At 62.9% G+C, this 13,424-nt stretch carries 13 protein-coding genes; 8 read left to right on the top strand and 5 right to left on the bottom strand.

The genetic code is table 11. The features are described from left to right. Positions 1 to 94 precede the first annotated feature (94 nt). The gene (gene mscL / locus ACRCYW_RS21225; RefSeq protein ID WP_349919145.1) at positions 95 to 502 is read left to right on the top strand and encodes a large-conductance mechanosensitive channel protein MscL; all 408 of its coding nucleotides are present in this window, start codon (positions 95 to 97) and stop codon (positions 500 to 502) included. 79 nt (positions 503 to 581) lie between these two features. Here mscL and xerD read toward each other — a convergent pair whose 3' ends face one another. Next, positions 582 to 1,493 (bottom strand): site-specific tyrosine recombinase XerD, encoded by a 912-nt coding sequence (gene xerD / locus ACRCYW_RS21220; RefSeq protein WP_438551956.1) that lies wholly within the window; start codon positions 1,491 to 1,493, stop codon positions 582 to 584. Between the two features lie 193 nt (positions 1,494 to 1,686). Here xerD and fldB point away from each other — a divergent pair, with 193 nt between their 5' ends. The 4 genes from fldB to ACRCYW_RS21200 all read left to right on the top strand — a co-directional run bounded on the left by fldB (position 1,687) and on the right by ACRCYW_RS21200 (position 5,787). Next, on the top strand, positions 1,687 to 2,205 hold the full coding sequence (gene fldB, locus ACRCYW_RS21215; protein ID WP_438551955.1) for a flavodoxin FldB: 519 nt from the start codon (positions 1,687 to 1,689) through the stop codon (positions 2,203 to 2,205). 237 nt (positions 2,206 to 2,442) lie between these two features. Beyond that, positions 2,443 to 3,843 carry a TldD/PmbA family protein gene (locus tag ACRCYW_RS21210; RefSeq protein ID WP_438551954.1) on the top strand — a complete coding sequence of 467 codons (1,401 nt, stop codon included), beginning with the start codon at positions 2,443 to 2,445 and terminating at the stop codon, positions 3,841 to 3,843. Then, positions 3,843 to 5,183, top strand: a complete 1,341-nt coding sequence (locus ACRCYW_RS21205) for a TldD/PmbA family protein (RefSeq protein ID WP_438551953.1) — start codon at positions 3,843 to 3,845, stop codon at positions 5,181 to 5,183. Before ACRCYW_RS21210 ends, ACRCYW_RS21205 begins: the two co-directional genes overlap by 1 nt. Before the next feature lie 211 nt (positions 5,184 to 5,394). Next, positions 5,395 to 5,787, top strand: a complete 393-nt coding sequence (locus ACRCYW_RS21200) for a VOC family protein (protein WP_438551952.1) — start codon at positions 5,395 to 5,397, stop codon at positions 5,785 to 5,787. 72 nt (positions 5,788 to 5,859) lie between these two features. Here the strand turns inward: ACRCYW_RS21200 and ACRCYW_RS21195 are convergent, their stop codons facing one another. Further along, positions 5,860 to 6,786 carry a L,D-transpeptidase family protein gene (locus tag ACRCYW_RS21195; protein WP_438551951.1) on the bottom strand — a complete coding sequence of 309 codons (927 nt, stop codon included), beginning with the start codon at positions 6,784 to 6,786 and terminating at the stop codon, positions 5,860 to 5,862. 453 nt (positions 6,787 to 7,239) lie between these two features. Here ACRCYW_RS21195 and trhP point away from each other — a divergent pair, with 453 nt between their 5' ends. Continuing rightward, a complete protein-coding gene (trhP, locus tag ACRCYW_RS21190; protein ID WP_438551950.1) occupies positions 7,240 to 8,604 on the top strand; it encodes a prephenate-dependent tRNA uridine(34) hydroxylase TrhP in 1,365 nt (454 codons plus the stop codon). Position 8,605: 1 nt separating this feature from the next. Continuing rightward, positions 8,606 to 8,854 (top strand): YfhL family 4Fe-4S dicluster ferredoxin, encoded by a 249-nt coding sequence (locus tag ACRCYW_RS21185; RefSeq protein ID WP_438551949.1) that lies wholly within the window; start codon positions 8,606 to 8,608, stop codon positions 8,852 to 8,854. A gap of 87 nt (positions 8,855 to 8,941) precedes the next feature. Here the strand turns inward: ACRCYW_RS21185 and ACRCYW_RS21180 are convergent, their stop codons facing one another. Further along, positions 8,942 to 9,334 carry a DUF1090 domain-containing protein gene (locus ACRCYW_RS21180; protein ID WP_438551948.1) on the bottom strand — a complete coding sequence of 131 codons (393 nt, stop codon included), beginning with the start codon at positions 9,332 to 9,334 and terminating at the stop codon, positions 8,942 to 8,944. A 161-nt stretch (positions 9,335 to 9,495) separates the two neighbouring features. Between ACRCYW_RS21180 and ACRCYW_RS21175 the strand changes: the two genes are divergently transcribed. Further along, positions 9,496 to 9,849 carry a DsrE/DsrF/TusD sulfur relay family protein gene (locus ACRCYW_RS21175; protein WP_438551947.1) on the top strand — a complete coding sequence of 118 codons (354 nt, stop codon included), beginning with the start codon at positions 9,496 to 9,498 and terminating at the stop codon, positions 9,847 to 9,849. Positions 9,850 to 9,852: 3 nt separating this feature from the next. Here ACRCYW_RS21175 and ACRCYW_RS21170 read toward each other — a convergent pair whose 3' ends face one another. Both ACRCYW_RS21170 and pnp read right to left on the bottom strand, forming a co-directional pair. Further along, positions 9,853 to 11,070, bottom strand: a complete 1,218-nt coding sequence (locus tag ACRCYW_RS21170) for an MDR family MFS transporter (protein WP_438551946.1) — start codon at positions 11,068 to 11,070, stop codon at positions 9,853 to 9,855. Between the two features lie 154 nt (positions 11,071 to 11,224). Further along, a complete protein-coding gene (gene pnp, locus ACRCYW_RS21165; protein ID WP_438551945.1) occupies positions 11,225 to 13,363 on the bottom strand; it encodes a polyribonucleotide nucleotidyltransferase in 2,139 nt (712 codons plus the stop codon). Between the last annotated feature and the right edge of the window lie 61 nt (positions 13,364 to 13,424).

Genomic DNA, 13,424 nt, shown 5'->3' with positions numbered 1-13,424 from the left:
GAAACACGATGGTCATCCCTCTGTTTTCCTGATGCTTTATTATTCAAACCGAGGGGCGGTAGCGGCCGCCTCCATCCCATTTTTGGAGGGGAACATGAGTCTGATTCAAGAGTTCAAGGCCTTTGCGGCCAGAGGCAACGTCATCGACATGGCGGTGGGTATCATCATAGGCGCCGCCTTCGGCAAGATAGTCTCCTCCTTCGTGGGCGACGTCATCATGCCCCCCATCGGCCTCATCCTGGGGGGCGTGGACTTCAGCGATCTCGCCGTCACCCTGAAGGCCGCCGAGGGAGATGTTCCCGCCGTGGTCATCGCTTACGGCAAGTTTATCCAGACCATCATCGACTTCCTGATCATCTCCTTCGCCATCTTCATGGGGCTCAAGGCCATCAACACCCTGAAGAAGAAGCAGGAAGAGGCGGCCGCCCCCGCCGGCCCCACCAAGGATCAGGAGCTGCTGACCGAGATCCGGGATCTGCTCAAATCCCAGCAGGGCAAATAATCCCACCTCCTGTCGTGCATTGAAAAAAACCGCCTGCTGGCGGTTTTTTTATGGGTGCAATACTCGCAGACGGCCTGCGTCAGGCCCGGGGGTGGTGCTCCCCGTGCAACGCCTTGAGCCGCTCGTTGGCCACATGAGTGTAGATCTGGGTGGTGGAGAGATCCGCGTGGCCCAGCAGCATCTGTACCACCCGCAGATCGGCGCCGTGGTTGAGCAGATGGGTGGCGAAGGCGTGGCGCAGGGTATGGGGGGAGAGCTCGCCCCGGATCCCTGCGCGCTGGGCATAGAGCTTGATGCGGTGCCAGAAGGTCTGGCGGGTCATCATCCTCGCCTGCTTGGAGGGGAAGACCACGTCCGAGCTGGTGCCACCGAGCAGCAGGGTGCGCCCCTCCCTGAAGTAGCGCTCGAGCCAGTGAATGGCCTCCTCCCCCATGGGCACCAGTCGCTCCTTGTTGCCCTTGCCCACTACCCGCACCAGCCCCTGGCGCAGGCTGACGTGCTCTGCGGTGAGCCCCACCAGCTCGGAGACCCGCAGCCCGGTGGCGTAAAGCAGCTCCAGCATGGCCCTGTCCCGCAGCTCCAGGGGATCGTCCACCAGGGGGGCCATGAGCAGCGCCTCCACCTCGGCTTCGCTCAAATCCGCAGGCAGCTTCTTGGGCAACTTGGGCCCCTCCAGCAGCACTGTGGGATCGTCGGCTCGCAGCTTCTCCCGATTGAGGTACTGATAGAAACGGCGCAGGGCCGACAAGAAGCGGGCCGTGCTGCTCGGGGCAAACTGCTGATCCACCCGCCAGGCGAGGTAGTGCTGGATCTCATCCAGCTTCGCCAGCAGCAGGGAGCTGCCCGCCTTGTCGAGCCAGAGCGCAAATTTCTCCAGATCGGTGCGATAGGAAGTGACCGTGTTGTCCGACAGCCCCCGCTCCAGCCAGAGGGCGTCGAGGAAGGGCTCTATGAGGGGATGATGGTGCTGGGCGGGAGCTGGCTTGGTCATGGGGCTCGGATCTTTGGCAAACGAGGGGCCATTGTAGCGCGACCCGATGCGCCAGGCATCGGCCAAGTACCCTCTTGCCCGATGAAGGGCGACCGGCAATCTGCTAGACTGGCGCTCTTCCCCCGGTCCCCCTCAGGGAGCCCGGCACCGGCAGCCCCACCGGCTGCGGCCAACTGCTTTCAAGAGAAGTGCGATGAAGATAGGTTTGTTTTACGGCTCCACCACCTGCTACACCGAGATGGCCGCCGAGAAGATCCGCGCCCTCATCGGCCCGGAGCTGGTCGATCTCCACAACATCAAGGATGTGCCCCTCGCCCGCATGCAGGAGTACGACATCCTGATCCTCGGCATCTCCACCTGGGATTTCGGCGAGCTGCAGGAAGACTGGGAATCCCGCTGGGAAGACATCCAGAACGTCGAACTGGAGGGACGCATCATCGCCCTGTTCGGCATGGGCGATCAGCTGGGTTACGGCGAGTGGTATCAGGATGCCCTGGGCCTGCTGCACGATCAGCTGCTGCCCAAGGGGGTCAAGCTGGTGGGCTACTGGCCGAACGAGGGCTACGAATTCGATGCCTCCAAGGCGCTGATCGACGATGGCCGCCACTTCGTCGGCCTGGCCCTCGACGATGCCAACCAGTACGACCAGACGGATTCCCGCATCGAGCAGTGGGTCGACCAGATCCTGGGCGAGATCCACGAGCTGCTCTGACTTGCCGGTTTGACGATGGCCGTCGTCTCGGCGGCGGCCTGACCCCGGGACCTTCCCAAATCCGGGCGACCCCCGCCGCTCGGACGCAGTTACTGCTCCTGTTTTTCCAATCGGACTCATCGCCTGATGCCATGGCGACTTTTTCATCTTGGTCTGCAACAATGCAGACGACGCTCCATAACAATCTCAACCAGAGCGTCGGAAGCAAACAGGAAACAGACCAGAAAAGGATATTCTATGACTCCATTCTCCCTGTTGGCCCCCGCCATCGCCCGCGACGTGCTCGATCACGCCCTGGCGCTGGGTGCCGACTTCGCCGAGCTGTTTGTGGAGCGCAAGCGCCGCAGCCAGCTCAGCCTGCTCTCCAGCCAGATCGAGGCCATCAGCGGTGGCCTCGATTTCGGCATAGGGGTGCGCCTCTGTTACGGCCACAAGGTGCTGTACGGCTACACCAACCTGGCCGATCGCGCCGAGCTGCTGCGCATCGTGAGCCTCCTGGCAGCCAAGGACAGGCGGGATCCCGTGGTGACCGCCACCGCCTTTGATTTCACCCGACTCAACGATCGCAACCCCATCGCCCTGCCCCTGTCGGCGGACAAGCAGCTGGAGCAGAAGATTGCCTACCTCCATGCCATGGACGCCGCCGCCCGCGCCGAGAGCGCCAAGGTGAGCCAGTTCTCCGGCAGTGCCCTTGGCTGGGAGCAGGAGGTGGAGATCTTCAACAGCGAAGGGCTACAGGTGAGTGATCGCCGCCACTACAACCGCATCACGGCCCAAACCATAGCCTTGGACGGCGGCGAGCAGAGCGTGGGTTATGAGGCCCCGGGGGCCATGATGGGCTGGGAACATGCGGCCCTCATCGATCCCCGGGAGCTGGCCCTCTCCTCCACCCGCCAGGCGCTGGTGAAGCTCGGCGCGGCACCCTGCCCGAGCGGCACCCTGCCGGTCATTCTGGAGAGCGGCTTTGGCGGCGTCATCTTCCACGAGGCGTGCGGCCACCTGCTGGAGACCACCTCGGTGGCCAAGAAGGCCTCCGTGTTCCACGACAAGATGGGCCAGCTCATCGCCAACCCCGTGGTCAACGCGGTGGATGAAGGGCTACAGGGCAACGCCTGGGGCTCCATCAACGTCGATGACGAGGGGATGGCGACCCAGCATACCCAGCTCATCAAGGACGGCGTGCTCACCGGCTTCCTGGTGGACAGGATGGGGGCCCTCAAGACCGGCTATGCCCGTACCGGCTCGGGTCGGCGCGAGTCCTACCGCTTCGCCCCGGCGTCGCGCATGCGCAACACCTACATAGAGGCAGGCCACCACAGCCTGGACGAGATGCTGGCATCGGTGGAATACGGCATCTATGCCAAGCGCATGGGGGGCGGCTCGGTGCAACCGGGTACCGGCGAGTTCAACTTCAACGTGCAGGAGGCCTACCTCATCGAGAAGGGCAAGGTCACCAAGCCCCTCAAGTCGGCGACCCTGATCGGCACCGGCCCGCAAGTCCTGCAGGAAATCTCCATGGTGGGTAAAGATCTGGCCATCTCGGCGGGCATGTGCGGCTCGGTGTCGGGCTCCATCCCCGCCTCCGTCGGTCAGCCCCAGCTGAAGGTCGACAACATCCTGGTAGGAGGTAACGCCTGATGAGCACCCTCGACATGAACCCGCTGCTCACCCGCCTGTTGGACAAGGTCGCGGACCTTGGCGCCGAGGCGGACATCATCGCCAATCAGGACAGGGCCTTCTCCCTCAAGGCGGACAAGGGGGAGCTCAGTGAATACAAGGTCACCAGCAGCCAGCAGCTCGGCATCCGCCTCATCAAGGACGGCCGGGTCGGCCTCGCCTACTCCGAATCTCTGGACGAGTCGGCACTGGACGCCATGGTGCAGGATGCCCTCGATGCCAGCCGCTTCGCCAAGGTGGACCCGGATCAGCGCATCTCGGTGCAGCAGAGCCGGCTCAATACGGATTGCACCGAGATCCATCAGCCAGACGGCACGCCGGTGGAGGAGAAGATCGCCCTGGCCCTGCGTCTGGAGTCGGAGATCCTGGCCCTGCCGGATGTGACCGGCGCCCCCTACAACAGCCTGTACGAGGGGGAGAGCCAACTCTGGCTCGCCAACAGCCAGGGGACCCTCTGCCAGCACGGGGAGTTCAGCGTCGGCTGCTACAGCTCGGCCCTGGTCGAGCGGGATGGCCGCCACGCCATGCACTATCAGGGGCAGATCGCCCGCCGTTTCGATGAACTCGACCCGAGCGGCCTCATCGCCCAGATCCATGCCATGGCCGATGGCCTGCTGCCCGGTGAAGCCGTGCCGAGCGGTCGCTACGGCGCGATCTTCAGCCTCGATTGCCTGGCCAGCCTGTTTGGCTGCTTCCAGTCGGCGCTGTCGGGCAAGTGGGCCCAGCAGGGGATCAACCCCTGGCGCGGTAAGCTCGGCCAGAGCGTGGCCTCCCGCTGGCTCACCCTGGAGAGCCGGGTCTATATGCCGGGGGGCATGCGTATCAAGGGGTTCGACGGTGAGGGAACGCCGACCCGGGATCTGCTGCTCATCGGTGAGGGGGAGCTCAAGACCCTGCTGCACAACAGCGCCAGCGCCCACCACTTCGGCGTGACCAGCAACGGCGCGGCGGCCCGCAGCGCCCGGGGCGCCCTGGATGTGGCTCCCCGTCACCTGGTCTTTGGTGCGGGTCCTCACACCGAAGCCGAGGTCAAGGCCGGCGAGTATCTGGAGCTGGTCAAGCTGGATGGCCTGCACTCCGGCGCCGATGCGGTGAGCGGTGACTTCTCGTTCGGCGCCTCCGGCTTCCTGTGCCGGGATGGCGAGCGGATGCAACCGGTGCGCGGCATCACGGTGGCGGGCAACTTCTATCGTTTGCTGGGAGAGCTGGAGGCGGTCGGCGATGTGCTGCATCACGACGATGGCAAGGGCTTCTACGCCCCCCTTATCCGCTTCGGTGGCCTGAGCATAGCGGGCAAGTAACCTCTCGCTTCCTCACGCAAAAGCGGCGCCATCAGGCGCCGCTTTTTTATGGCTGGCAACCCCCATGGACCGCTCCTACCCTCTAAGAACCTGTTGACGATCTGTCGCGAGAGGTCGGAAGCTCGGTAAAGAGCAGCGCAGGAACCTTGATCACGCCTCGCAGTAAGATCGCAGGCTGGTTCCAAGAGCCGCCGGTCGCATCGGCCGGATATTGCTGGAGAATACCAAGATGGACAACACCCTGGTTTGGGCCGACATTCCGACCCGGGATCTGGATCGCGCCATGGCCTTCTACGCGGCCCTGCTCGACGTGGAGGTCACGCCGGTCCAGGAGGAGATCCGCTTCGCCATGCTGCGCCACGATGGCAACAACGCGGCCGCCTGCCTCGGCCCCATGGATGAGTACCACCAGCCGGGTGGCACAGGCCCTCTCATCTACCTCGCCCTCGGAGACAGGTTGAGGGCGGCAGAGGAGATGGTGCCGAGGCTCGGCGGTCGGGTGCTGGAGCCCCTTCACAGCATCGGCAGCGGTCACGGCTCCCGGGTCATCATCGAGGACACAGAGGGCAACCGCCTCGCCCTCTATGCCCCGCCTGCGGCCTGAGTCAGTCGAACGTGCAGAAACGACAACGGCGACCCTGGGGTCGCCGTTGTGTTATCAGACTCTTTTGCCTGCTCAGGCCTCGGGATTGAGGCGAGTCGGCATGCCGGAGCGCTGTTCCAGCACCTGTTTGACCAGGTTGGAATCGCTGTCGGCGTGGGCGATGAAGCGGGTGATGGCCGGCGTCATGGGCAGCGGCACCGAGGCGGTGGAGTTGAACTCGGCCTCATTGCGTGACAGCGGCTCATGGACTTCCATGTAGCGACCGCCATCCGGCTCGACGGTGGACTTGACCGGCTGGTTCACGAACTGGACGCGGGTACCGACCGGTACCTTGTCGAACAGGTACTTGATGTCGTCGGCGCGCAGGCGCACGCAACCGCTGCTCACCCGCAGGCCGATGCCGAAGGTGGCGTTGGTGCCGTGGATGGCGTACAGGTTGCCGATGTAAAGAGCGTGCAGACCCATGGGATTATCCGGGCCGGCCGGCCAGACCGCGGGCAGGGTCTTGCCCTGGGCGGCGTAGCGACGACGGATGTTCTCGGTCGGGGTCCAGGTCGGGTTGGCGCGCTTGCGCTCCACCTTGGTGATCCAGTTCTCCGGGGTGTTCACCCCCAGCTGGCCGATGCCGATGGGCAGCACCTGCACCACGTTCTGACCTTTCGGGTAGTAGTAAAGACGCATCTCCGCCACGTTGATGACGATCCCTTCGCGCGGCGCATTCGGCAGGATCAGCTGGTGGGGGATGATCAGCTTGCTGCCCGGCGTCGGCAGATAGGGGTCGACACCCGGGTTCGCTTCCATGATGTTGGTCAGGCCCAGCTGGAAGTCGGAGGCGATCTGCTCAAGCGGACGGTTATCCGCAGGCACCACGTACTCCTGATTTTCACCGATCAGACGGCTGTTGGCGGCGGGCAGCACGTATTCAACGGCAGCGGCCTGCTGGCTGACCAGGGTCAGAGTACAAAATAGGGCCGAAGCGGCAATGCGAAGGGGATTCATAAAATTCCTGTGTAGTTCCTGTACCTGTGGGCCTGAGACCATTTTCTCCTCGGCGGGCCTGGCTGCGATCCGCTCGCGCCCGAGACCAATCACCGAGCGCGCATTCTTTCCCGAGTCGGCCAAAATTTCAACTTGAAGAGGCGGCTTTTTCACGGAAAAGATCCATTCTCCGGTCAACTCTCGGTTACGCACTCCCTCCGACACCCTAACATCGGCAGTCTGAGCGTAAAATGAACAGTATGGGCGCCTCAACATACCCGCTCAAATTGCATGATGAGCCGCTGGCGAGTACAATCTCGCACCCTTTATATCGGGAGTATCGAACCATTTCGTACTCCGGGTGAACCCTCATCGGAGGCCGTGCGTCGAGTACGGTCGCGCAGTGCCGATGAACCTATACGACGCCATCAGGTGGCGCCGTCCTGATTTGCAATCAGATATTAAGAGTCCAACATGTTCAAACCAGAATTGCTCTCCCCCGCCGGGACCCTCAAAAACATGCGTTACGCCTACGCCTATGGCGCCGACGCCGTCTATGCGGGCCAGCCGCGCTACAGCCTGCGGGTACGCAACAACGAATTCGATCACGAGAACCTGCAGCTTGGCATCAACGAGGCCCACGCCCTCGGCAAGCAGTTCTACGTGGTGGCCAACATCCAGCCCCACAACTCCAAGCTGAAGACCTTCATCCGCGACATGAAACCGGTCGTCGACATGAAGCCGGATGCCCTCATCATGTCCGACCCCGGTCTCATCATGATGATGCGTGAAGCCTTCCCGGACATGCCCATCCACCTGTCGGTGCAAGCCAACGCGGTCAACTGGGCCACGGTGAAGTTCTGGCATCAGATGGGCCTGACCCGCGCCATCCTCTCCCGCGAACTGTCTCTGGACGAGATCGAAGAGATCCGCATGCAGGTACCGGAGATGGAGCTGGAAGTCTTCGTCCACGGGGCGCTCTGCATGGCCTATTCCGGTCGCTGCCTTCTGTCCGGCTACATCAACAAGCGCGACCCGAACCAGGGCACCTGCACCAACTCCTGCCGCTGGGAGTACAAGGTGCACGAGGGGAAAGAGGACGAGGTGGGCCAGATCGTCCATCGTCAGGAGCCCATCGCCGTGCAGAAGGTCGACCCGACCCTGGGCCAGGGCAAACCCAGCGACGCCCTGGTACTGCTGGAAGAGTCCAACCGCCCGGGTGAATTCATGACCGCGTTCGAGGACGAGCACGGTACCTACATCATGAACTCCAAGGATCTGCGCGCGGTCGAGCACGTGGAGCGCCTGACCAAGATGGGGGTCCATTCCCTCAAGATCGAAGGCCGTACCAAGTCCTTCTACTACTGCGCCCGCACCGCCCAGGTCTATCGCAAGGCCATCGATGACGCGGTCGCCGGCCGCCCGTTCGATCCGACCCTGATGGGTACCCTCGAGAACCTGGCCCACCGCGGCTACACCGAGGGCTTCCTGCGCCGCCACAACCACAGCGAGTACCAGAACTACGACTACGGCTACTCCGTCTCCGACACCCAGCAGTTCGTCGGCGAGATCACCGGTCGCCAGGGCGACATGGTGGAGGTGGAAGTGAAGAACAAGTTCCTGGTGGGCAACAACCTGGAGCTGATGACCCCCCAGGGCAACCTCAGCTTCAACCTGGAGCAGATGCAGAACCGCAAGGGCGAGCTCATCGACACGGCGCCGGGCAACGGCCACGTGGTCTATGTGCCGGTCCCGAAAGAGGTCGACATCAACTACGGCATCCTGCTGCGCAACCTCGGCGAGCGCCAGGATACCCGTCAGCCCCACTCGGCCGCCTGAGATGGCCCTGCTCATCACCAGCAAATGCATCAACTGTGACATGTGCGATCCCGAGTGCCCGAACCAGGCCATCACCCTGGGGGCCAAGATCTACGAGATAGATCCAGATCGCTGCACCGAATGCGTCGGCCACTATGAGAAGCCCACCTGCATCAGCGTCTGTCCCATCGACTGCATCATCTGGGATCCCGCCCATGTGGAAACCGAGGAGCAGTTGCTGGACAAGTTCGTCAGGATGCACAGGCAGTAACAACTAAGGTCGACGGCTCCAGGGCCGCACCTTACCCCCATAGAAAAAGCCGGGCATGCCCGGCTTTTTCTATTGCGCTGCTCGCCCTCAGGGCTTGACCAGTTTCTGCAACGCCTCGAGTTCACGCTGACCCTCCAGCAGCTCGGCCTGGGACTCCTCCAGCTTGACCTGCTTCTTGGCGATCTTGTCCGGCTTGCCCGAGACCCGGGCGCTCTGCAGATCTGCCAGCCGCTCTTCCACCTCTTCCTTCTGCTTGGCGACCTTCTCTTGCTGCTCCTCGATGAGCTTGGCATCGGTGCAGTGGGTCTCGATGTTGCGCAGGGCCTGCTTCAGCCCGGCCACCTGCTCGGCATTGTTGTGCGCCTTGGCGAACACGAGCTGATCCGTCACCGCCTGATGCTTGGCCTTGCAGCCGACGTTTTCACTGGCATGGGCCTGCCCGGCCAACAGTAATATGCCAATTCCGGCAATTTTCCACATAACGACCTCATGGTGCTTTCATACTGGATGGCTGCCCATGAGACCCGACTCATGCGCTCAGGTCAAGCCAGCAGGGCAAGGGCTACGACAGAGTTTGCACTGCATCATGCTGATCGAATCCGTCTGGCGCTACAATGACATTTTTCCCTGTGGAGAGACCCATGAAGCAGCAAGTCGTCATCATCGCCAACGGCGCCCCCTACGGCAGCGAGTCCCTGTTCAACGCCCTGCGCCTCGCCATCGCCCTCAACGAGCAGGGCGGTGTCGTCCTGAAGCTGTTCCTGATGTCCGATGCCGTCGGCGCCGCCCTGGCAGGCCAGGCTCCGGCGGAGGGCTACAACCTGCGCCAGATGCTGGAGATCCTGCTGGCCCAGGGCACCCTGATCCGGCTCTGCAAGACCTGCACCGATGCCCGCGGCATCAGCCCCCTGCCCCTCATCGAAGGCATAGAGATTGGCACCCTGCCCCTGCTGGCCCAGTGGACCCTGGCCGCCGACAAGGTGCTGACCTTCTAGTTTCTAGGACTCGGCCTCGGCCCGGATCCGGGCTGGCCGGGGAGTCCTCGCCCCCCATCCGTAGAGTTGCAAGATGGCCAGGCAGAGCAGGGCCATCACGCCGTAAAGCCAGGCGCCTCCCCAGTTCGCCAGGATCCAGCCCCCCAGCAGGGCCCCGATGGCGATCCCCAGCCCGGACATGGACGCAGCCCCGAAGTAGCTCCCCTTGAGGTGCTCCGGCGCCATCTGGTCGACCAGCACGTTGAGCAAGGGGAACAGGATGCACTCGCCGATGCTGAGCAGGATCACTGCCACTATCCAGTGCCACCAGATGGCGGTGTCCCCGAGTGCAAATTGCAGCTGGGCGCCGAGGAAGAAGGCCACCCCGAGCTGCAGCCTGCGCTTGGTGTGCCAGCTGGCCGTGAGATGCAGCAAGGGAAACTGCAGTATCACTATGGTCAGGGCATTGGTCGCCACCAACCAGCCGATGAGGTGCTCCACCTCGGGCGTCCCGGCCCGGGTCAGGTACTGGATGAGGGGTGACTCGAACTGGGCATAGACCAGCATCAGCAAGAGGTTGGCCAGGGTCAACAACAGGAAGCCACGGTCCAGCCAGAGCACCCGCAGCACGGCACGCATGTCGGGACCGGCCGCCCGGTTCCCCTGACAGCCCGCCAGCCGAAAGCCGATGATGAAGATGAAGCCCAGCAGCAGATAGCTGGCGCTGAGCAGCAGGAAGGTCTCCTGCCGGGCGCTCAGACCGTAGCTGACCCCGAGCAGGGGGCCTATGGCCGCCCCCAGGTTCAGCAGGAAATAGCGCAAGTGCAGCGCCAGCTCACGGGCCTTGGGCTCGGCCAGGCTATCGGCCATCAGGGCCTTGCCCGGCGAGTCGATCAAGCCGTAGGAGAGACCGCTGCCGATCACCCCGAGCGCCAGCCAGGAGACCTGATGGGAGAGGCCGAGCAATCCCACGCTCAGGGCGGAGATCAGGCAGCCAAACAGCAGTATGTTGCGCCGTCCCCACTTGTCCGACAGCCAGCCCCCATAGAAGCTGACCAGGGTGGAGAGGGCCGCCGTCGCCCCCAGGATGAGACCGATCAGGGTCGCCGAGAGGTCGTAATCGCGGTAGAGCAGGATGGAGAGGAAGGGCCAGACCATGAAGAAGGTGGTCCGCACCATGAAGGTACCCAGGATGACGATCCAGACCAGCGGGGTAAATTGCCTGAGATAGGCCCATGACATACTGCAATTCCTTTTGACAGCGAGGCGGGGAGTCGTCCCTTATAACAACTGGCGCCAAAAGGAACAATGCCTCTTGCTGACATAATCAACCGCAGGAGAAAGGAAGCATAAAAAAAGCCGACCCTGAGGTCGGCTCTTTCACAGCGCTGCAGCCTTATTCGGCGGCAGGTGCCTCGACGGCAACGGCTTCGGCGGCCGGAGCAGCCTCGGTCGGTGCATTCGCTTCCTTGATGGAGAGACGCACGCGGCCCTGACGATCCACTTCCAGTACCTTCACCTTCACCACGTCACCGATCTTCAGGAAGTCGGCCACGTTCTGCACGCGGGCATCGGTGATCTGGGAGATGTGCACCAGACCGTCTTTACCCGGCAGGATGTTGACGAAGGCACCGAAGTCGGCCAGACGCACAACCTTGCCTTCGTAGATGCGGTTCACTTCGATCTCGGCGGTGATGGCCTCGATGCGACGGATCGCTTCCTTGGCGGCATCGTTGTCGACGGCGGAGATGCGGACGGTACCGTCATCATCCAGCTCGATGTTGGTGCCGGTCTCTTCGGTCAGGGCGCGGATCACGGAACCACCCTTGCCGATCACGTCCTTGATCTTCTCAGGATTGATCTTGATGGTGTGGATGCGCGGGGCGAAGTCGGAGATCTCGGCGCGCGGCGCCTGGATGGCTTCGTCCATCACCTTCAGGATGTGCAGGCGAGCACCACGGGCTTGCTTAAGGGCAATCTCCATAATCTCCTTGGTGATGCCTTCGATCTTGATGTCCATCTGCAGGGCGGTCACACCCTCGGTGGTACCGGCAACCTTGAAGTCCATGTCGCCCAGGTGATCTTCGTCACCCAGGATATCGGACAGCACGACGAAGCCCTCTTCTTCCTTCACCAGACCCATGGCGATACCGGCGACGGAGGCCTTGATCGGCACACCGGCGTCCATCAGCGCCAGGGAGGAACCACAGACGGAGGCCATGGAGGAGGAACCGTTGGATTCGGTGATCTCGGAGACCACGCGCACCACGTACGGGAACTCGGCGGCGCTCGGCATCACGGCGGCGACGCCGCGCTTGGCCAGACGGCCGTGGCCGATCTCGCGACGCTTGGGGCTGCCCATCATGCCGGTCTCACCGACGCAGTACGGCGGGAAGTTGTAGTGCAGCATGAAGCGGTCGGCGCGGTGGCCGGACAGTTCGTCGATGTTCTGGGCGTCACGCTCGGTACCCAGGGTCGCAACCACGATGGCCTGAGTCTCACCACGGGTGAACAGGGCGGAACCGTGAGCGCGCGGCAGGATGCCGGTGCCGACGGACAGGGCGCGGATCATCTCCGGATCGCGACCATCGATGCGCGGCTCGCCACGGACCACACGGCCACGGACGATGCGGCTCTCCAGGCTGTGGAACTCTTCGCCGATCTTCTTGGCATCTTCTTCCACGCCGGAGGCAATGACTTGCTCCACCACACGGGCCTTGATGGCACCGATGGCTTCGTAGCGCACGGCCTTCTCGGTGATGCGGTAGGCTTCACCCAGCTCGGCAGAGGCCAGCTCGGCCACCTTGGCTTTCAGGGCTTCGTTGACGGCAGGTGCAGTCCAGGCCCAGGGCTTGGTACCGACTTCTGCGGCGAATTCGTTGATGGCGTTGATGACGGTCTGCATCTGGTCGTGACCGTAGACGACCGCGCCCAGCATGGTCTCTTCAGACAGGATGGCCGCTTCGGATTCCACCATCAGCACCGCATTGGCGGTACCGGCAACCACCAGGTCCAGATCGCTCTCCGGCAGTTCCTTGGTGGTCGGGTTCAGCACGTACTGACCGTTCATGTAACCCACGCGGGCTGCACCGATGGGGCCGCCGAACGGGATACCGGAGATGGCCAGGGCCGCGGAGGCACCGATCATGGCGACGATGTCCGGGGAAACCAGCGGGTTCACGGACATGACGGTGGCAACCACCTGAACCTCATTGAGGAAGCCTTCCGGGAACAGCGGGCGGATAGGACGGTCGATCAGGCGGGAGATCAGGGTCTCGCCTTCGCTCGGACGGCCTTCACGACGGAAGAAACCACCCGGGATACGACCAGCAGCATAGGTACGCTCCTGATAGTTGACGGTCAGCGGGAAGAAATCACGGCCGTGATCGGCCTCTTTCTTGCCGACGACGGTCACAAATACACAGGTATCGTCCATGCTGACCATGACGGCCGCAGTGGCTTGACGGGCCATCACACCGGTTTCCAGGGTAACGGTGTGTTGACCGTACTGGAATGACTTTACAATAGGATTCACGTGAATTTCCTTTTTACAATTTGGGCCTTTAAATTCGCGTGCAAGTATACTTGATTCGAGC

It is taken from the genome of Aeromonas sp. (assembly GCF_051657805.1).
Taxonomy (GTDB): Bacteria; Pseudomonadota; Gammaproteobacteria; order Enterobacterales; family Aeromonadaceae; genus Aeromonas.
The sequence above is the reverse complement of the archived record's forward strand: the minus strand, read 5'-3'. Positions and strand labels throughout refer to the sequence as shown.